This window comes from Enterobacter sp. ECC-019, from assembly GCF_043974075.1.
Lineage (GTDB): Bacteria > Pseudomonadota > Gammaproteobacteria > Enterobacterales > Enterobacteriaceae > Enterobacter > Enterobacter asburiae_D.
In genome coordinates, this window is sequence record NZ_CP143759.1 from 3,043,267 (window position 1) to 3,061,349 (window position 18,083).

The window sequence follows — 18,083 nt, forward strand, 5'->3', positions numbered from 1 at the left end:
ATGTTACAGGTCAACGAACTGAATCAGTATTACGGCGGCAGCCATATCCTGCGCGGCGTGAGCTTTGAGGCCGTCACCGGCGAAGTCACCTGTCTGCTGGGTCGCAACGGTGTGGGGAAAACCACGCTGCTGAAGTGTCTGATGGGGCTGATCCCGGCGAAAACCGGGGAGGTCATCTGGCAGGGGAAAAAGATCACCCACAGTAAGCCGCACCAGCGGGTGCAGTCTGGCGTAGCGTACGTCCCGCAGGGACGGGAGATTTTCCCGCGGCTGACCGTGGAAGAGAATCTCCTGCTGGGGCTGTCGCGCTTTTCCGCCCGCGAGGCAAAGCAGGTGCCGGACGAGATCTGGCAGTTGTTCCCGGTGCTCAAAGAGATGAAGCACCGTCGCGGGGGCGATCTCTCCGGTGGTCAACAGCAGCAGCTGGCGATTGGTCGCGCGCTGGCGAGCCGCCCGCAGCTGCTGATCCTCGATGAGCCCACGGAAGGCATACAGCCTTCAGTGATTAAGGAGATTGGCCTGGTGATCCGCACCCTGGCGAACAGGGGCGACATGGCGATCCTGCTTGTTGAACAGTTTTACGACTTTGCCGCCGAGCTGGCCGACAGCTACCTGCTGATGTCGCGCGGCACCATTATCCAGCGCGGCCGGGGTGAGAACATGGAGCAGGAGGGCGTGCGCGGGCTGGTTGCGATCTGAAATGTTATAATATAACATTCGCATTCTTATCAAACGGAATGAGGGTGTTATGTTGACTGCACATATTGGAAAATTTGCCATGACTCTGGGGGCGCTGCTGGTCAGCGGCCAGCTGTTTGCTCATTCGCACGGCCATCAGATGACTGAAGCGGAACAGAAAGCGGCGAACGGTGTGTTTGAGGATAAAGACGTGAAGGACAGAACGCTGTCTGACTGGGACGGGACCTGGCAGTCGGTCTATCCGTTCCTGCTCGATGGTTCTCTGGATCCGGTCTTTAAACAGAAAGCGCAGAAAGACAAAAGCAAAAGCTTTGATGAGGTGAAAGCGTACTACCGTAAGGGATATGCGACGGACGTGGATGCCATCGGCATTGAAAATAACGTGATGGAATTTCATAAAGGCAAAGCGGTCAGCCGCTGTCATTATGATTACAGCGGTTACAAAATACTGACCTACGCATCGGGTAAAAAAGGCGTTCGCTACCTGTTTGAGTGTAAGGACGCCAGCAGCAAGGCACCGAAGTTCGTGCAGTTCAGCGACCATACCATCGCGCCGAAGGCCTCTTCGCATTTCCACATTTTCATGGGCAACACCTCCCACGAGGCGCTGCTGAAAGAGATGGATAACTGGCCGACCTATTATCCGAATGAGATGTACAAAGAGCAGGTGGTGGAGGAGATGTTGCACCACTGATGCTTTACTGCCGGGTGGCGGCTGCGCCTTACCCGGCCTACATTTGCTACGCCGCTTTGGGCGACTCGCACCACGCCTTCACGCTCATGCCGCGCAAAATCATCAGCCACGCAATGACGATGGCGACCATCATGATGACAAACAACGACCAGTGCGGCAGGTTGGTCAGAATAATACCGGTGATCATCGGGTTTGCCGCCGCGCCGAGCCAGCCCAGCGCCTGCGCGGAGAAATAGCTTGCCTTCATCCCCGGCGGAGCAATGTTGTCGATCAGCATGTATTCACCCGGCGCATAGATAATCTCACCCAGGGTAAAAATGGCGGCAGCGATGCCCCAGTAGACCAGGTTTTCCCCGGAGAGCATAAAGCCACCCAGCCCCACGATAAAAAACAGGGTGGCGAGGGTCATCAGCGGGCGAATATTGCTGGCAGAGATCTTACGACCCAGCGCATATTGCAGCGTCACCACCACGGCGGCGTTGACGGGTAATACCACGGCGACCACCTTTTCGGCGAAATTACTGTCTGCATGCGCGGCCAGAACATATTGCGAAATGCAGGTCGCGAACGATCCGCCGACGTATGACGCGAGCAGGCCAGACAGCGTGTACCAGAACAGGGCGCGGTCTTTCAGCAGCACCGACGGCTGCCAGGGCATCTTCTCCTCGGCGGTATCCAGCGCAACGCTTTTCTGCACAAAGAAATGGATAAATCCGAGCGGCAGCGCGGCGCAGAAGGCCGCCAGCCAGAACGGTAGCTGCAGGCTGTACATCACCAGCAGGGTGCCAATCGGCGGTCCGATCGTCCAGCCAATGTTCAGGAAGCTGTAGTTCAGCGAGAAGACGCGCGCTTTCTGGCTCGTGGTGAGCACGTCGGAGAACCAGGCCTTCAGCACCGTCGAAAAGACGGAATAGGCGCAGTTGATCAAAGCAAAGAACAACACCACCAGCTTGACGTTATCGACCAGCGGGATCGCGACAAATCCGGCGATAAAGGCCACGATCGCGATCAGCATGTAGCGTTTTTTATCAAACTTATCGGCAAGAATGCCAAATCCCAGGCTGAACACTACGCCGATAGTCAGCGCAATCGTCAGTGCATAACCAATATTCTCGACGCTCATGCTATAGACGCGCGTGAGATAAATGGTCATAAACGGCAGCGTTGCCCCTCGACCAATGGTTAATAACAATGACGATGCCAGCAGCGCCGCGGTAGAGCGCCTGAGAGATGGTTTCATATTCCTGCCCGACAGTTGCTTATGCTTTTATTAGATGTGTGTTAACAGGATTACCATGACATAAGGGGCTTGTATAGCACCCGATTTGTCCCTAAGTGCTTCAGCTGACTGCCAGAATTAATGATCTTCTCGCGGCACACTTTTTTCTGTTACCTTGAAGTGTTAACAAAATATTAATAATTCAGGGGCAGGGTATGACGCGTAAAGACGGGCTGCTGGCGTTGCTGGTGGTCGTAGTATGGGGGCTAAATTTTGTAGTCATCAAGCTGGGGTTACACAATATGCCGCCGCTGATGCTGGCCGGTTTGCGCTTTCTACTGGTTGCGTTCCCGGCCATCTTCTTTGTCGCCCGTCCGAAGATCCCGTTAAAGCTGCTGCTGGGCTACGGTCTGACCATTAGCTTCGGCCAGTTCGCGTTTCTCTTCTGCGCCATCAAGTTCGGTATGCCGGCTGGCCTGGCCTCGCTGGTCTTACAGGCACAGGCGTTCTTTACCATTATTCTCGGCGCGTTTGTGTTTGGCGAGCGCCTGCAGGGCAAACAGCTGGCGGGGATCACGCTGGCGGTGTTTGGCGTACTGGTGCTGATAGAGGCCAGCCTGAATGGCCAACACGTGGCGCTGCTGGGCTTTATGCTGACGCTGGCGGCGGGGCTGAGCTGGGCCTGCGGGAATATCTTTAACAAGCTGATTATGCAGCACGAGGCGCGCCCGCAGGTGATGTCTCTGGTGGTCTGGAGCGCCCTGATCCCTGTCGTACCGTTTATGGTCGCGGCGTTGATTCTGGATGGCCCGGCCGTCATGCTCAACAGCCTGGTCGAGATCGACCTGACCACGATCCTTTCTCTTGTCTATCTGGCCTTTGTCGCCACCATCGTGGGCTACGGTATCTGGGGATCGCTGCTGGGGCGCTATGAAACCTGGCGCGTCGCACCGTTATCCCTGCTGGTGCCGGTGGTGGGGCTTGCCAGTGCGGCACTCTTACTGGATGAAACGCTGAGCGCGCTGCAGCTGATTGGTGCCGTGCTGATCATGGCCGGGCTGTACATTAACGTCTTTGGCCTGCGCGTGCGTCGGGCGACGCGGGTAAGAAAGGCATAAAAAAAGCCCCGCGTCTGCGGGGCAAAAACGAATCAGAGGCCGTGCTGATTATAATAAGGCACGCCTAATTCGTCGGATTTGTCGCTACCAGCACCCATATGGTTGAAATCATAAGGCGACTGGTCATGTGCTGACGGCAAAATCATCGTATCAGGATTATTTTGCTGCGTTGCACGAGGGGTTTGCTCCGCGAAGGTCTGGCTGGAGAACAGCATCAGCAAGGCGAGGGCGGCGGAGGCGGTAACTTTCATGATTTCCTCGGTTACGTCTGTTACAGGCGATGATTAACTACAGTGTTTTAACGGATACAGGTATCGGGATTCGCCCGGCACGCTGGTGATTCGGTACTTATGAGGCGGCACGTCAAAATAGTTCTTGAACGTACGCGTCAGGGTTTGTTGCGATTCAAATCCGTAACGCTCCGCCAGATAAAGGATCGGCTCATTGCTTTCTTTCAGTTTCTGGGCAATTTCCGTCAGCTTGCGGCTGCGAATATATTGACCTAATGAATGACCGGTCTCTTTTTTGAACATCCGTTGCAGGTGCCATTTGGAGTAACCCGAACGCTCTGACACTTTTTCAAGGGAGAGCGGCGATTCCAGGTTATCTTCGATCCAGTCCAAAATGCTATGAATTGTAATAGCGTCAGTATTGCGTCTGGACATCGTCATACCTCTTTTTTCTGTTTACGGCAGGATTTTCTTCAGCAAAAGCTCAAGGGTTGCCACTTCATCTGCCGTTAAGTTTTTTGTTAGTTCCTGATGCAGTGTTTGTCCTACTAATTGATGACATTGCTCGCACATGGCCGCGCCATCGCTGGTCAGCTTCACCAGTACGCCGCGTTTGTCATTCGGGTTAGGGCTTCGTTCTATCCATCCTTTGCAGACGAGACGATCGAGCATGCGGGTTAACGCGCCCAGATCGACAGAGAGCACCTTTTTCAGCTCAACCGGTGTGATACACACTTCGCAGCGAATGGAACACAGCACTTTGAACTGTGTTGCGGTGATATCCAGCGGTGACAGATAGTCGTTGAGCAGGCGATCTTTTTTCTGATTTACCATATGAATAAGACGACCCAGCGGAACAACGTCGTTAAAGATATCACTGGTGCTTTTCACAATGGTTGCCCTGGCAAGTAGTTAGTCACGGCAGATATTATTGCTCAGGCAAGTATAAGTCAACTGAATGAGTCAGCCGATGCCACGAATTGCTAAAACGTTTCATGAACTCTTTTTGAGGTCTTTCAAATCATATAGATAACTGTCAGTTATCATTCCCGGAGGAAAATAATCGTTACGTTGCGCCCATGGCTGAATGTCACACTTTCACCCTATAATTGCTGTGTTAAATATGGATAAGGACAACAACGCACTATGTTGGATTTAATAAAAGCAATCAGCCTTGGGCTGGTGGTCTTGCTGCCGTTGGCTAACCCGTTAACGACGGTGGCGCTGTTCCTCGGGCTGGCAGGGAATATGAACAGCGCCGAGCGCAACCATCAGTCGATGATGGCCTCGGTATATGTGTTTGCCATCATGATGGTGGCTTACTATGCCGGGCAGGTGGTGATGAATACCTTCGGGATTTCCATCCCTGGCCTGCGTATCGCCGGGGGGTTGATTGTGGCCTTTATCGGTTTCCGCATGCTGTTCCCGGCGCAAAAAGCGCATGAGTCGCCGGAGGCGGCCAGTAAATCGGAAGAGCTGGAAACCGAACCGAGTGCGAATATCGCCTTTGTGCCGATTGCCATGCCGAGCACGGCGGGGCCGGGTACCATCGCGATGATCATCAGCTCCGCGTCAACGGTGCGCGACAGCGCAACCTTCCCGGACTGGGTGCTAACGGTTGCGCCACCGCTGATTTTTGCGATTATCGGGATTATCGTGTGGGCGTCGCTGCGCAGTTCTGGCGCCATTATGCGCTGGGTAGGCAAGGGCGGTATCGAGGCGATTTCCCGTCTGATGGGCTTCTTACTGGTCTGTATGGGCGTGCAGTTTATTATTAACGGCGTGCTGGAAATTATTAAGACCTATCATTGACGTTTTGCCCGGCGGCGCTTCGCTTGCACGGGCCTACGGGTTTTGTTGGCCGGGTAAGGCGAAGCCGCCACCCGGCAAGAAGGCTCACCCGTGCTGCCCCTGTTCCTCCAGCGCCACCGGCCATTTACGGAAGATGAGCACCGACCAGACCAGCGCCACCAGAGCCGGAATGGCACCCAGATAGCCAATCGCTGACATCGATATGTGCAGGCTGACCTGATTTCCCACCAGCGCCCCCGCGCCAATCCCCAGATTGAAAATCCCGGAGAACAGCGACATGGCGACGTCCGTTGCATCCGGTGCCAGGGCCAGAACTTTCACCTGCATGCCCAGACCAATAATCATGATCGCCACGCCCCAGAACAGGCTGAGGATCGCCAGATGGCTCTCACTGCCTGCGGCAGGCATCAGCAGCAGCAGGCAGGCCAGCAGCAGGCCGATGGCGCTGCTCACAAGCATCGAGGCATGTTGGTTACCCAGCTTACCGAACAGCAGGCTGCCAATAATGCCGGCTCCGCCGAGGATCAACAGTAAAACGGTGGCAAAGCTGGCGCTAAAGCCCGCCACAACCTGCACAAAGGGTTCAATGTAGCTATACGCCGTGTAATGGGCCGTCACCACAATGACGGTCAGCAGGTAGATACTCAGCAGCGCCGGGCGACGCATCAGCAGCGGCAGGCTTTTCAGCGAGCCGGAATGCTCGCTGGGCAGCGCGGGCAGCAGTTTAATCAGACATACCAGCGTAACCAGCGCACCCATACCGATGGCGAAGAAGGTGGTACGCCAGCCGAAGTATTGCCCCACGATGCGGCCAATCGGCAGGCCCAGCACCATCGCCAGCGCGGTACCAGTGGCCAGCAGGCTCAGCGCCTGAGCGCGTTTACCCGCCGGCGCCAGGCGAATAGCCAGCGACGCGGTGATCGACCAGAACACCGCATGGGCAAAGGCGATGCCGATGCGGCTCATGACCAGTACCGTAAAACTCCACGCCATAAACGACAGAACATGGCTGGCGATGAACAGCACAAACAGACCGATCAGCAGCCTGCGCCGCTCCATCTGGCTGGTCAGCAGCATAAACGGCAGGGACATCAGCGCCACTACCCAGGCGTAGATGGTCAACATAATGCCCACCTGAGCCGTTTCCATCTGGAAACTTTCAGCGATGTCAGACAACAGCCCAACCGGAACAAATTCTGTGGTATTAAAAATAAACGCGGCAATGGCCAGCGTGACCACGCGTAGCCACGCAACCCTGCGGGAAACTGTGTTCGTTGTCATAGGGATGTCGGAGATTCGTTGCTGAAAAGAAGAGGAGACGATCTTAAAACGTCAAACGGCGAAAACTCAACCATTATGTGATGCAGCTCTCAATATTTACCTTATAAAAGCGGTAGCCGGGAATACTGTTTTCATTGAATATAAAAGAACAACACAATAAAAACAGGCGGTAAGACAATGCAGGAGATTGATTTTTATCTGGTAGATGCGTTCAGCGAGACCTCGTTCGGCGGCAACCCGGCAGCCGTTTGCCCGCTGAAGGCGTGGTTGCCCGATGAGACCTTACTTAAAATGGCGCAGCAGCATAATCAGTCGGAAACGGCTTTTTTCGTCTGCAGTAAAGGGGGCATTGAGCTCCGCTGGTTTACCACGCTCACCGAAGTCAATCTCTGCGGCCACGCTACGCTGGCGGCCGCGCACGTGCTGTTTACCGAGCTGGATTACCCGGATTCGCGGATCCACTTTGAAACCGCCTCTGGCCGCCTGACGGTCAGCCGGGAGGGGGAGTGGATGACGCTGGACTTCCCGGCATGTCCAACCCATGAAGAGACGCCCCCGCCGGAAATGCTTTCGGCGCTGGGTATCAGCCGCTACGTTGAAGCCCGTAAAGGGCGCGTCTGGCTGATCGTTCTGGATAATCGCCAGCAGGTTGAAGCGCTTGTGCCACACTTCTCGGCGATGACACCGGGCGAGCATAAGGTGAGCGTGACGGCGCGTGGTGAGGGGGAATATGATTTTGTCAGCCGCTTTTTCTCCCCGGGTGTTTCCGTCCCGGAGGACCCGGTCACCGGCTCCGCGCACACGATGCTGATCCCGTACTGGAGCGAAAAGCTGGGCAAAACAACGATGTTTGCCCGTCAGGTTTCAGCGCGCGGTGGCGATGTACGCTGTGAGCTGAAAGGTTCGCGCGTGCTGATGAGCGGGCAGGCCACACTTTATCTGAAAGGCACAGTTTTTCTGCGCTAAATAGCCATAACAAAAGAGGAAGAGACAATGCAGGAAATTGATTTTTATCTGGTAGATGCCTTCAGCGACAAAACCTTTGGCGGCAACGCCGCAGCGGTATGTCCTCTGGAAGAGTGGCTGCCGGACGAGACGCTGCTCAAAATGGCGCAGCAGCATAATCAGTCTGAAACCGCCTTTTTCGTGCGGACCGACGGCGGGTTTGAGCTGCGCTGGTTTACCACGCTGGATGAAATTAACCTGTGCGGTCACGCTACGCTTGCCGCATCACACGTCATTTTCGAATATCTGGATTACCCGCATACCGAAATCACCTTCACCACCCGCTTCGTGGGTGAACTGACGGTTAAACGCAGCGGCGACTGGCTGACGCTGAACTTCCCAGCGTGGTCGACGGAGGTTGTGGATAATCCTCCCGAGGTGCTGTTTAGCGCGCTGGGCATCACAGCGGCAAAAGAGGTGCGCGTCGGACGGGATTACGTGGTGGTGCTGGAGAGCCAGCAGCAGGTGGAAGCGTTAACGCCGGATATTGGGGCAATGCTTCCGCTGGATAAAATGGTCTGCGTGACGGCGCCGGGAGAAGAATATGACTTCGTCAGCCGCTTCTTCTGCCCGGGCGAAGGGGTGCCGGAAGATCCGGTCACGGGATCCGCCCACAGCATGCTGATCCCGTACTGGAGCGAAAAACTGGGCAAAACGTCACTCAATGCCCGCCAGGTCTCATACCGTGGCGGGGATCTACGCTGCGAGCTGAAGGGCGACCGCGTGCTGATTGGTGGCCAGGCGACCCTGTATCTGAAAGGGCGTGTTTTCCTGCGTTAGCTGAGTGACGCGCTATAAGTTAATACTATGAAGCACCCTGGCAGGCCTGCGCTATGTTGAAATTTAGTCTCAAAAAAAAGCAAGGAGCCTGCCATGTATTCCATTACCTCTGAATCTGCACGTCATCCGGACATTATCAACCTGATCGCGGCGCTTGACCGCTATCAGAGTGAACTCTATCCCGCCGAAAGCAATCATCTGCTCGACCTCGCTGCGCTGCCGGAAGCCTCGCTGATCCTGATGGTCATTCGTGACCAGCAGCTGCACGCCGTGGGCTGTGGAGCCATCGTTCTCAACGGTGACGGAACGGGGGAGATGAAGCGGGTCTATATCGATCCGGCCCATCGCGGGCAGCATCTCGGCGAGACGCTGCTGGCCGCCCTGGAAGATGAAGCCCTGAGCCGTCATTGCCACACGGTAAGGCTGGAGACGGGCATCAAACAGCGCGCCGCGGTTCGTCTGTATGAGCAGTGCGGGTACGATTTGCGTCCGGCATTTGCCCCGTACGCTGAGGACCCGCTCAGCCTGTTTATGGAGAAGGCGCTGGTTGAAGACGTTCGTTTAGCAGCGCTATAAAGGCTTCCAGCTGGCGGGTCATCGCCCCGCGTCGCCACACCAGCCAGGTGGTGAGCCAGCGCCAGTTTTCCGCCAGCGGCCAGGCTTCAACCTGAAGATGTCCCGGCATACTCTCCAGCATCGAGCGCGGCATCAGCGCGATGCCCGCGCCCGCAATGACGCAGGCGAGCATGCCGTGATAGGACTCCATCTCATGAATGCGGCCGGGCGTGGCTCTGTCCGCATGAAACCAGCTTTCCAGATGCCGGCGATACGAGCAGTTTGCGCGAAAGGCATAAACGTCGCTGCCGCTGACCTGCGTGGCGCGCGTCACCTCTGCATGCCCGGCAGGCGTCACCAGCATCATCTCTTCCTTGTAGACCGGCATGCCCTCCAGCTCCGGGTGCGACAGCGGCCCGTCGACAAAGGCGGCGCTGAGGGTTCCCTCCAGTACGCCATCAATCATCGTCCCGGATGGCCCGGTAGAAAGGGCAAACTGGATGCGCGGATAGCGCTGGTTAAACTGCGCCAGCGTTTCGGGAATGCGCACCGCGGCGGTGCTTTCCAGCGCGCCGAGGGCAAATAGCCCCTGCGGCTCATCCCCCGCGACGACCATGCGCGCTTCATCCACCAGGGCGAGGATCTGCCTGCTGTAGCGCAGGAAGTTATGCCCGGCGGGGGATAAGCGCAAACGCTGGTTCTCACGAATAAACAGCTCAACGCCAAGATCGGCTTCCAGCTGGCGGATGCGGGTCGTCAGGTTAGACGGCACGCGATGCACCTTCTGCGCCGCCTGGGTGATGCTGCCCGTCAGCGCGACGGCGTTAAACATTTCAAGCTGGGTTAGGTCCATAGCATTCTCGTTTCGTGAATAAGGTGGTTAGTATTATTCATTTTTAAGAAATAACAGAGTGAGCCACAATGAATCAACCGAAATGCGTGGAGAACATCATGAAATATTCATCTGCTACACATTCCCTCTCTGTTAATCCGGCAACGGGTGAAACCCTCGCTGCGTATCCCTGGGCGACGCCGGAAGAGGTTGAACGCGCGATTTCTCAGTCTGATGCGGGATATCGCCAGTGGCGACGTGAAAGCGTGTCTCACCGGGCGCAGAAGCTCCGGGATCTCGGTGCCGCGCTGCGAAACCGCGCGGAAGAGATGGCGCAGATAATCTCCCGTGAAATGGGGAAACCTATCCTGCAGGCGCGGGCGGAAGTGGCAAAATCCGCCGGTCTGTGCGACTGGTATGCCGGGCACGGCCCGGCGATGCTGCGTGCGGAGCCTACGCAGGTGGAAAACCACAACGCGGTCATTGAATACCGTCCGCTGGGGCCGATTCTCGCGGTGATGCCATGGAACTTCCCGCTCTGGCAGGTGCTGCGCGGCGCGGTGCCGATCCTGCTGGCAGGTAACAGCTATCTGCTTAAGCATGCGCCAAACGTGCTCGGCTCTGCGGATCTTATTGCACAGATCTTTGCGGATGCCGGTTTCCCTGAAGGCGTATTCGGCTGGGTGAACGCCACCAATGACGGCGTAAGCCAGGCGATTAACGATCGCCGGATTGCGGCCGTGACCGTCACCGGCAGCGTGCGCGCCGGTGCGGCCATTGGCGCGCAGGCGGGAGCCGCGCTGAAAAAATGCGTTCTTGAGCTGGGTGGCTCCGACCCGTTTATCGTGCTCAACGATGCCGACCTGGATCTTGCCGTGAAGGCGGCGGTGGCGGGTCGCTACCAGAATACCGGGCAGGTGTGCGCGGCGGCGAAACGTTTTATCGTCGAGGAGGGTATTGTAGAGACCTTTACCCGTCGTTTTGTCGAGGCCGTTTCTGCGCTGAAGCTTGGCGCACCGGATCGGGAAGAGAACTTTATTGGCCCGATGGCGCGGTTTGACCTGCGCGATGAATTGCATCAGCAGGTGCAGGCCACTCTGACCGAAGGGGCAACGCTGCTGCTGGGCGGAGAGAAGATCAGCGGAGAGGGCAATTACTACGCGCCAACCGTGCTGGCCAACGTCACCCCGTCGATGACGGCGTTCCGCCAGGAACTGTTTGGTCCGGTCGCGGCCATTACTGTTGCGAAAGACGCAGATCACGCCCTGACGCTTGCCAACGACAGCGACTTTGGCCTGTCCGCCACCGTCTTCACCTCTGACGCAGCGCTTGCGGATAAATTCTCCCGCGAACTGGAGTGCGGCGGCGTGTTTATCAACGGCTTTAGCGCCAGCGATGCGCGCGTTGCCTTCGGCGGCGTGAAGAAAAGCGGCTTTGGCCGCGAGCTTTCCCACTTTGGGCTGCACGAGTTCTGCAACGTGCAGACGGTGTGGAAGGATCGCGTGTAACTTATCGCCCGCCTGTGATTTCGGCCCTCATCACGAGGGCCGTTGTCATTTATCTGCAATGGTTCTGTCATTTTCATTTCGTAGACTCGCACGCGTCTAACGCATTGTTAATGAAGATAATTATGAACCTAACGCAAATTTTTCGCCGTATTGCGCAGCGTCTCACCCCTCGTCACTTTGGCCTGCTGACGGGTATCTTTTGCATTATTGGCCTTTTCTCCGCGCTGCAGCTCTCCTCGTCATTCCTGCTTAACGCCTCCCTGAACGACGCCCAGCGTAACGAGCAGCAAAACCTGCTGGCCTGGCAGCAGCAGAGCAAGCTGGATCTGGCCCGCGTTTCCCTGCTGGCGGCAAGCGACCTGCTTAACCGCTCCGGCGTCTGGTTTATGCAGGATAAAGAGACCGGTTCCGACGGAAGCTGGCATAGCCTGATGGACGATGCGCAAAAGGCGCTGAAGGTTTCTCAGCAGGCGTGGAAGGCCTGGCTGGCGCTGAATCCGCCGAAAGATGACGCCCTGGTGAACAGCTATCAGCTTTTCTACGGCGCGATCAAGGAGCAGGCAGACGGGCTTCTCAAGACCAATACCATCGACGCTTTTTTTGCCGTACCGGCTCAGGCGTTTCAGTCTGATTTTAACGACAACTATGCGCGCTATCAGCAGGCAAGCGAGAAGCAGGCCATGCAGGGGCGCCAGAGCCTAATGGCACAGCTCTCCGGCCTGCAAACGTTATTCCTGTTTGCGCCGGTGCTGCTGCTCGCCATCGCGGTTGCCGTCTGGTTCGGCATGTCCAGATGGGTGATTTCGCCGCTGCGTCGGTTGATTGCGCATATTAACCGGCTGGCGGCAGGGGATCTCTCCGGCACGCCGCCGGACGTCATGCGCTTCAACCGGGAGATAGGGCAGCTTAGCGACAGTATTGCGACGATGCAGCACGGTCTGCAGCAGCTGGTGACGCAGGTCAGCCATGCCACTGCCACCATGGTGGAGAACATTGGCTCCCTGGCGGAGGGTAATCAGAAGCTGTATCAGCAGTCAGCGCGCCAGGCGAAAGAGCTTGAGGATGTTACGGCGCATATTGCGTCGCTGGAAAGCCATGTGGAAGGGAATACCGGCTATGCCAGGCTCGCCAGCTCGCGGGCCGATGAAGCGCGCCAGGCCGCCGTGGGCGGCGACCAGATGATGTCTACCGTCAATGCCTCTATGCAGGCGATCGTCGACCGATCTTCTGAGATGCGCGGGATCGTGGCGATGATCGACAGCGTGGCGTTTCAGACCAACATCCTGGCGCTGAATGCGGCCATCGAGGCGGCCCATGCCGGAAACCAGGGGCGCGGCTTTGCCGTCGTCGCGCGGGAAGTCGGGCTGTTGGCCAGAAAAAGCAGCCACTCGACGCAGACCATTCAGGAGCTTATTAACCGCTCGCTGCAGGGTATTGAAGACGGTTCTCGGGCCGTTACCCTGATGGAAGAGAATCTGCAGCAGGTCACCGGTCTGGTGGGCAATTTAAGCAGTTTGCTTAATGAGATCTCCACCGCCACGCTCAGTCAGGGTGACAGTATTCACCAGATGACGCGCCAGCTTCAGGCGCTGAATCAGGTCTCCCGTCAGACGGACCTGCTGGTCTCTGACGCCTCGGATGCCTCTGAGCGGCTGCAAAAGCAATCCGATCTTTTATTGCAGGCCGTTTCGCGTTTTCGTCTTAGCGCCTGACGCAATACATAAGCCTCTGTTATACTCGCAGCCCGTTTTAGCCTGAGGGCAAGGAGCAAAGTGTGGCTGCGGTCATCCATAATGAGATGTTGGACGAGATTCTGGCGCAGGTTCGTCCGTTAATTGGAAAGGGGAAGGTTGCCGACTATATTCCGGCCCTTGCCTCGGTGAGCGGGAATAAGCTGGGGATTGCTATCTGTACCATCGACGGACAGCGATACCAGGCCGGCGATGCAACGGAACGTTTTTCCATTCAGTCCATCTCGAAAGTGCTGAGTCTGGTTGCGGCGATGCGCCAGTATGAAGAAGACGAGATCTGGGAGCGTGTCGGTAAAGATCCTTCCGGCCAGCCTTTTAACTCGCTGCTTCAGCTTGAGATTGAGCAGGGTAAACCGCGAAATCCATTTATCAATGCCGGGGCGCTGGTGGTCTGCGATATGCTGCAAAGCCGCCTCAGCGCACCGCGCCAGCGAATGCTTGAGATTGTTCGCCAGCTCTCGGGCGTTGACGATATTGCCTATGATGCGGTGGTGGCACGCTCGGAGTTTGAACACTCCGCCCGTAACGCGGCTATCGCATGGCTGATGAAATCTTTCGGTAATTTTCATAACGACGTGGCGACAGTGCTGCAAAACTACTTCCATTACTGCGCTCTGAAAATGAGCTGCGTTGAGCTGGCTCAGACGTTCCTGTTCCTTGCGCATCAGGGGCACGCCCCGCATCTCGATCAGGAGGTTGTTTCTCCGCTTCAGGCTCGTCAGGTTAACGCGCTGATGGCCACCAGCGGAATGTATCAAAACGCCGGCGAGTTTGCCTGGCGCGTTGGGCTTCCGGCTAAATCGGGCGTCGGCGGCGGGGTTGTGGCGATTGTGCCGCATGAAATGGCGATAGCCGTCTGGAGCCCGGAACTGGATGAAACGGGAAATTCGCTTGCTGGCGTGGCGGTTCTGGAGAAACTGACCCAGCGTCTGGGACGTTCCGTATACTGATGTCCGATCTGGATCCTCTCTTCTCCCGGCTTGCGCGATCGACATTTCGCTCGCGCTTTCGCTTAGGCGATAAGGAACGACAGTACTGTTGGGACAAAGGCCCCGAAACCATTGACCAGCATGCCGCGGATTTTGTCGAAAAGCGCCTTGCGCCCGCGCACCCCGCAAACGACGGTAAACAGACGCCCATGCGCGGTCACCCGGTGTTTATCGCCCAGCATGCCACCGCCACCTGTTGTCGGGGCTGTCTGGCAAAATGGCATAACATTCCACAGGGCGTAACGCTCACCGCGACGCAACAAAATTATATCGTCAGCGTCATCCGCCACTGGCTGGTGCTGGAGATGAACGCCTAAATTTGACGAGTTATGCTCCAGTGGTATTTGTGTTATAGATGCATCCCAAGTTAGTCCCGATCATGCTGACGACCGCAATAATTGCCATAAGCTTTCATATGGAATGATATTTAATGCGTTCTGCTCTTACCGCTTTCAGGCCGTTCCAGGTTGACACGCCGCTGCGAAATGCATCGACGATCTTCATCCTCACCACCTTATTCTATTTTGTGGGGGCGGAATTACGGCTCGTTGAGGCCCTGTCGCTGTTCTGGCCGCTAAATGGCGTCATGGCAGGGATCTTCGCCCGCTATGTTTACCTGAATCGCCTGCATTACTATGCGGTATGTTATGTCGCAATGCTGTTGTACGACGCGGTGACGACCAACTGGGGTATGGCCTCAGTGGTGATCAACCTGTCTAACATGATCTTTATCGTTGTCGTCGCCGTACTGGTTCAGCGCGACAAGCGGCTGATGAAGAAAACCCCCGATCCGCTTAACGCATTGCGCCTGTTTAACTACTGTTTGATTGCCGCGCTGCTTTGTGCCTTGCTCGGCGCGGTGGGGTCGGTCGGGATTGACCGTCATACCTTCTGGCCACTGTTTGCCGACTGGTTTAGCGAGCAGTTTTCAACCGGCGTGCTTGTTGTGCCCTGCATGCTCACGTTACGTATGCCCGGGCGTGAACTCAGATTACGTCTGGAGCAGCTGCTGCCGGTGATGGCGTTGATCGTCTCGGTGGTCGCGTCGGTGGTGATTGGCGGCGCGGGGAGCCTCTCGTTTCCTCTGCCCGCACTTATCTGGTGTGCGGTTCGTTACTCATTGCCTGCGACCTGTCTGCTGACGTTTATCACGGGCGCCACTGAAATCATTTTGGTCGCCAACTCGATTATTAATATTGCCGTGGCGACGCCGTTTACGACGCCAATGATGTTTTCAGCCAGGCTGGGCATCGCCACGATGGCGATCTGTCCGGTGATGGTCTCCGTCAGCATGGCGGCGATTAATTCCCTGATCCGCCAGGTTTCGCTGAGGGCGGATTATGACTTTTTAACGCACGTCTACTCGCGTTCCGGGCTTTACGAGGCGTTAAAGCATGAAGAGACGTACCGGCATACACGTTTTCTGACCGTCATGCTGCTGGATATTGATTATTTCAAAAGCATTAATGATAACTACGGCCACGAGTGCGGAGACCGCGTGCTGGCGTCGTTTGCCCGACAGGTTCAGCAGGTTGTCGGCGAAGACGGCATGGTGGCGCGCATGGGCGGGGAAGAGTTCGCTGTGGTGGTCAATTCAGGCGACGCACAGCACGGTTTTGCACTGGCTGAACGTATCCGGTCAACCGTTGCCAGCCATCCTTTTACATGGCGTCAACAGACGCTCTTTCTGACGGTCAGTATTGGCCTCGGAAGCGGAAAGGCTGAGTCGTGGCAGTTGACCGAGGTCTTCAACAAGCTCATGGCCGAAGCGGACGATCATCTCTATCGTTCAAAAAAAGCGGGTCGAAACCGTACCAGCTCCCGGGGGGCGGGCGAGCAAATTACCGCGCCCTCCGGGAGTGAAACATAGCTGCGTTAATCGTCATAAGGCATTGACGTGAATAGTAAGCGGCTTAACAGGATGTCAGAACACTGACAATGTCTCTGTTTAAGCTACGCTTTTAGTAACGCTTTACGTCAGGAGACATTATGAAAGCACCTGCAACCCCTGAAAATGAAACGGACAGACTCAACTCGCTACGAGAATCAGGTCTGCTTGAGATCGACAGTTCCCCGGCGTTTGACCGGTTAACGCGACTGGCAAAACGTTTTTTCCAGGTGCCGCTGGCGATGGTCAATCTCATTGATGAGCATTCGCTCATCGTGAAGTCGGCTGATGGTCAGGCACCCGACACCGTTCCGCGTAACATCTCGTTTTGTGGCCATACAATCCTTACCGAAGCACCGCTGGTGGTGGGGGATATGCTTCAGGACGATCGTTTTGCGGATAACCCGCTGGTGGCCGGTGAACCTCGCGTGCGGTTTTACGCGGGCTTCCCGCTGCGCCTGCGTGACGGCGCAAGCGTTGGCTCGCTGTGCCTGATTGATTACGCTCCCCGCGAGTTTTCGGCCGCCGACCTCGCCGTCCTGGGAGACCTTGGCGCGCTGGCGGAAGATGAATTTGCTGCCATCAGCGCGGCAACTACGGATGAATTAACCGGGTTATTCAACCGTCGGGGCTTTAATCAACTCGTGCGTTTCACGCTTTCCGTTGCCCGGCGCCGTGCCGAGCCGCTGACGCTCGGCTGGCTGGATTTGGATCGCTTTAAGGACATTAACGATCGCTTCGGGCATGAAGAGGGGGATAAGGCGCTGAAAGCCATGGCACAACTGATGCGTGCCTCTTTCCGTGAAGCGGATCTGCTGGTTCGTTTTGGCGGGGACGAGTTCGCCGTGCTGTTCGCGGATACGGATGAGCAGGGTGCCTGGATTGCCATGCAGTATCTCGCCGAGCAGGTCGAAAGCTATAACGCCCGGAAGCTTCACCCCTGGTCGCTTCACTTCTCGTGGGGGTTAAGTGAATTCGATCATAACGTCAACGACCTGCAGCAGTGGTTAAAAGATGCCGATGAAAAGATGTATGCCATGAAGCAGCAGCGCCAGCGCGCCCGGTGACATAACAAAAGCCTATGTCCGATCCGTTTGCGTTAAGAAGATGTTAAATGCACAGTGACGGTATTCAACGTAAGGAAAAACAATGAATACCTCACTGCAAATCAAAAATCTCACCCGAGACGAAATTCTCACCCACCTTGATGCGCTGGCCGGGATCCTCGAAAACTGTGTGAACGGCGGGGCGTCCGTCAGCTTTATGCTTCCCTTTAGCCTGGAGAAGGGCCGCTCTTTCTGGCGCGGCATTGCTGAAAGCGTAGGGCGCAACGAGCGCCTCGTGCTGGCCTGTGTCGACCCGCAGGACGGCGTTATCGGAACAGTGCAGCTAATCACAGACCAGCCGGAAAACCAGCCGCATCGCGCCGATGTGGCGAAGCTGCTGGTTCACGAGAAAGCGCGCCGGAAAGGGGCCGCGATGGCGCTTATGGAAGCGCTTGAAGCTGAGGCCCGGGCCAGGAACATTTCGGTTCTGGTACTCGATACCTCCACCGGCAGCGGGGCCGAGACCTTTTACCAGCGCGGCGGATGGCAAAAGGTGGGCGAGATCCCTCGCTATGTGCTGATGCCGGACGGCGCCATGACGGCCACATCCGTGTTCTATAAGTTCTTATGATTATTTTGTACAACTACGCCGTGGATTGATCAAAACAGGGTTCCC

20 protein-coding genes are annotated in these 18,083 nt (G+C 56.4%); 14 read left to right on the forward strand and 6 right to left on the reverse strand.

Annotation, left to right across the window (positions count from 1 at the left end):
- Both urtE and zinT read left to right on the forward strand, forming a co-directional pair.
- Positions 1-699, forward strand: a complete 699-nt coding sequence (urtE, locus tag V1566_RS14500; protein ID WP_395303753.1) for an urea ABC transporter ATP-binding subunit UrtE — start codon at positions 1-3, stop codon at positions 697-699.
- Positions 700-751: 52 nt separating this feature from the next.
- Positions 752-1,393, forward strand: a complete 642-nt coding sequence (gene zinT, locus V1566_RS14505; RefSeq protein WP_395305994.1) for a metal-binding protein ZinT — start codon at positions 752-754, stop codon at positions 1,391-1,393.
- A gap of 46 nt (positions 1,394-1,439) precedes the next feature.
- On the opposite strand, the gene ydeE is transcribed toward zinT, so the two are convergent.
- Positions 1,440-2,633, reverse strand: coding sequence for an efflux MFS transporter YdeE (ydeE, locus tag V1566_RS14510; RefSeq protein WP_395303754.1), 1,194 nt, complete (start codon positions 2,631-2,633; stop codon positions 1,440-1,442).
- 194 nt (positions 2,634-2,827) lie between these two features.
- Here ydeE and eamA point away from each other — a divergent pair, with 194 nt between their 5' ends.
- Positions 2,828-3,730: an O-acetylserine/cysteine exporter gene (gene eamA / locus V1566_RS14515; RefSeq protein ID WP_339274054.1), complete on the forward strand. Its 903-nt coding sequence runs from the start codon at positions 2,828-2,830 to the stop codon at positions 3,728-3,730.
- A gap of 32 nt (positions 3,731-3,762) precedes the next feature.
- On the opposite strand, the gene marB is transcribed toward eamA, so the two are convergent.
- From marB to marR, 3 genes are read right to left on the reverse strand one after another with little or no spacing between them, the layout of a single operon-like run.
- Positions 3,763-3,981, reverse strand: coding sequence for a multiple antibiotic resistance protein MarB (gene marB / locus V1566_RS14520; protein ID WP_395303755.1), 219 nt, complete (start codon positions 3,979-3,981; stop codon positions 3,763-3,765).
- Between the two features lie 33 nt (positions 3,982-4,014).
- Entirely contained in the window at positions 4,015-4,395 is a 381-nt protein-coding gene (gene marA / locus V1566_RS14525; protein ID WP_008502237.1) for an MDR efflux pump AcrAB transcriptional activator MarA, read from the reverse strand.
- A 21-nt stretch (positions 4,396-4,416) separates the two neighbouring features.
- Entirely contained in the window at positions 4,417-4,851 is a 435-nt protein-coding gene (gene marR, locus V1566_RS14530; protein WP_008502236.1) for a multiple antibiotic resistance transcriptional regulator MarR, read from the reverse strand.
- A gap of 255 nt (positions 4,852-5,106) precedes the next feature.
- Here marR and V1566_RS14535 point away from each other — a divergent pair, with 255 nt between their 5' ends.
- On the forward strand, positions 5,107-5,772 hold the full coding sequence (locus V1566_RS14535; protein WP_047647729.1) for a MarC family NAAT transporter: 666 nt from the start codon (positions 5,107-5,109) through the stop codon (positions 5,770-5,772).
- Positions 5,773-5,856: 84 nt separating this feature from the next.
- Here the strand turns inward: V1566_RS14535 and V1566_RS14540 are convergent, their stop codons facing one another.
- Positions 5,857-7,053, reverse strand: a complete 1,197-nt coding sequence (locus V1566_RS14540; protein ID WP_395303756.1) for a sugar transporter — start codon at positions 7,051-7,053, stop codon at positions 5,857-5,859.
- Positions 7,054-7,230: 177 nt separating this feature from the next.
- On the opposite strand from V1566_RS14540, the gene V1566_RS14545 reads away from it, so the two are divergent.
- The 3 genes from V1566_RS14545 to V1566_RS14555 all read left to right on the forward strand — a co-directional run bounded on the left by V1566_RS14545 (position 7,231) and on the right by V1566_RS14555 (position 9,414).
- Positions 7,231-8,019 (forward strand): PhzF family phenazine biosynthesis protein, encoded by a 789-nt coding sequence (locus V1566_RS14545; RefSeq protein WP_395303757.1) that lies wholly within the window; start codon positions 7,231-7,233, stop codon positions 8,017-8,019.
- Between the two features lie 27 nt (positions 8,020-8,046).
- Positions 8,047-8,838: a PhzF family phenazine biosynthesis protein gene (locus V1566_RS14550; RefSeq protein ID WP_395303758.1), complete on the forward strand. Its 792-nt coding sequence runs from the start codon at positions 8,047-8,049 to the stop codon at positions 8,836-8,838.
- 93 nt (positions 8,839-8,931) lie between these two features.
- A complete protein-coding gene (locus V1566_RS14555) occupies positions 8,932-9,414 on the forward strand; it encodes a GNAT family N-acetyltransferase (RefSeq protein WP_395303759.1) in 483 nt (160 codons plus the stop codon).
- Here the strand turns inward: V1566_RS14555 and V1566_RS14560 are convergent.
- Entirely contained in the window at positions 9,368-10,246 is an 879-nt protein-coding gene (locus tag V1566_RS14560; RefSeq protein WP_395303760.1) for a LysR substrate-binding domain-containing protein, read from the reverse strand. The two genes, V1566_RS14555 and V1566_RS14560, sit on opposite strands and share 47 nt — an antisense overlap.
- A gap of 98 nt (positions 10,247-10,344) precedes the next feature.
- Between V1566_RS14560 and sad the strand changes: the two genes are divergently transcribed.
- The 7 genes from sad to V1566_RS14595 all read left to right on the forward strand — a co-directional run bounded on the left by sad (position 10,345) and on the right by V1566_RS14595 (position 18,038).
- Positions 10,345-11,733, forward strand: coding sequence for a succinate-semialdehyde dehydrogenase (gene sad / locus V1566_RS14565; protein ID WP_395303761.1), 1,389 nt, complete (start codon positions 10,345-10,347; stop codon positions 11,731-11,733).
- A 122-nt stretch (positions 11,734-11,855) separates the two neighbouring features.
- Positions 11,856-13,445, forward strand: a complete 1,590-nt coding sequence (locus tag V1566_RS14570; RefSeq protein ID WP_395303762.1) for a methyl-accepting chemotaxis protein — start codon at positions 11,856-11,858, stop codon at positions 13,443-13,445.
- A 62-nt stretch (positions 13,446-13,507) separates the two neighbouring features.
- Positions 13,508-14,434, forward strand: coding sequence for a glutaminase B (glsB, locus tag V1566_RS14575; RefSeq protein WP_121423726.1), 927 nt, complete (start codon positions 13,508-13,510; stop codon positions 14,432-14,434).
- Positions 14,434-14,790, forward strand: a complete 357-nt coding sequence (locus V1566_RS14580; RefSeq protein WP_395303763.1) for a DUF4186 domain-containing protein — start codon at positions 14,434-14,436, stop codon at positions 14,788-14,790. The genes glsB and V1566_RS14580 overlap by 1 nt, the downstream gene beginning before the upstream one ends.
- Positions 14,791-14,903: 113 nt before the next feature.
- A complete protein-coding gene (locus V1566_RS14585; protein WP_395303764.1) occupies positions 14,904-16,343 on the forward strand; it encodes a diguanylate cyclase in 1,440 nt (479 codons plus the stop codon).
- A 119-nt stretch (positions 16,344-16,462) separates the two neighbouring features.
- Positions 16,463-17,428 (forward strand): sensor domain-containing diguanylate cyclase, encoded by a 966-nt coding sequence (locus V1566_RS14590; RefSeq protein WP_395303765.1) that lies wholly within the window; start codon positions 16,463-16,465, stop codon positions 17,426-17,428.
- Between the two features lie 82 nt (positions 17,429-17,510).
- Entirely contained in the window at positions 17,511-18,038 is a 528-nt protein-coding gene (locus V1566_RS14595; RefSeq protein WP_395303766.1) for a GNAT family N-acetyltransferase, read from the forward strand.
- Positions 18,039-18,083 lie beyond the last annotated feature (45 nt).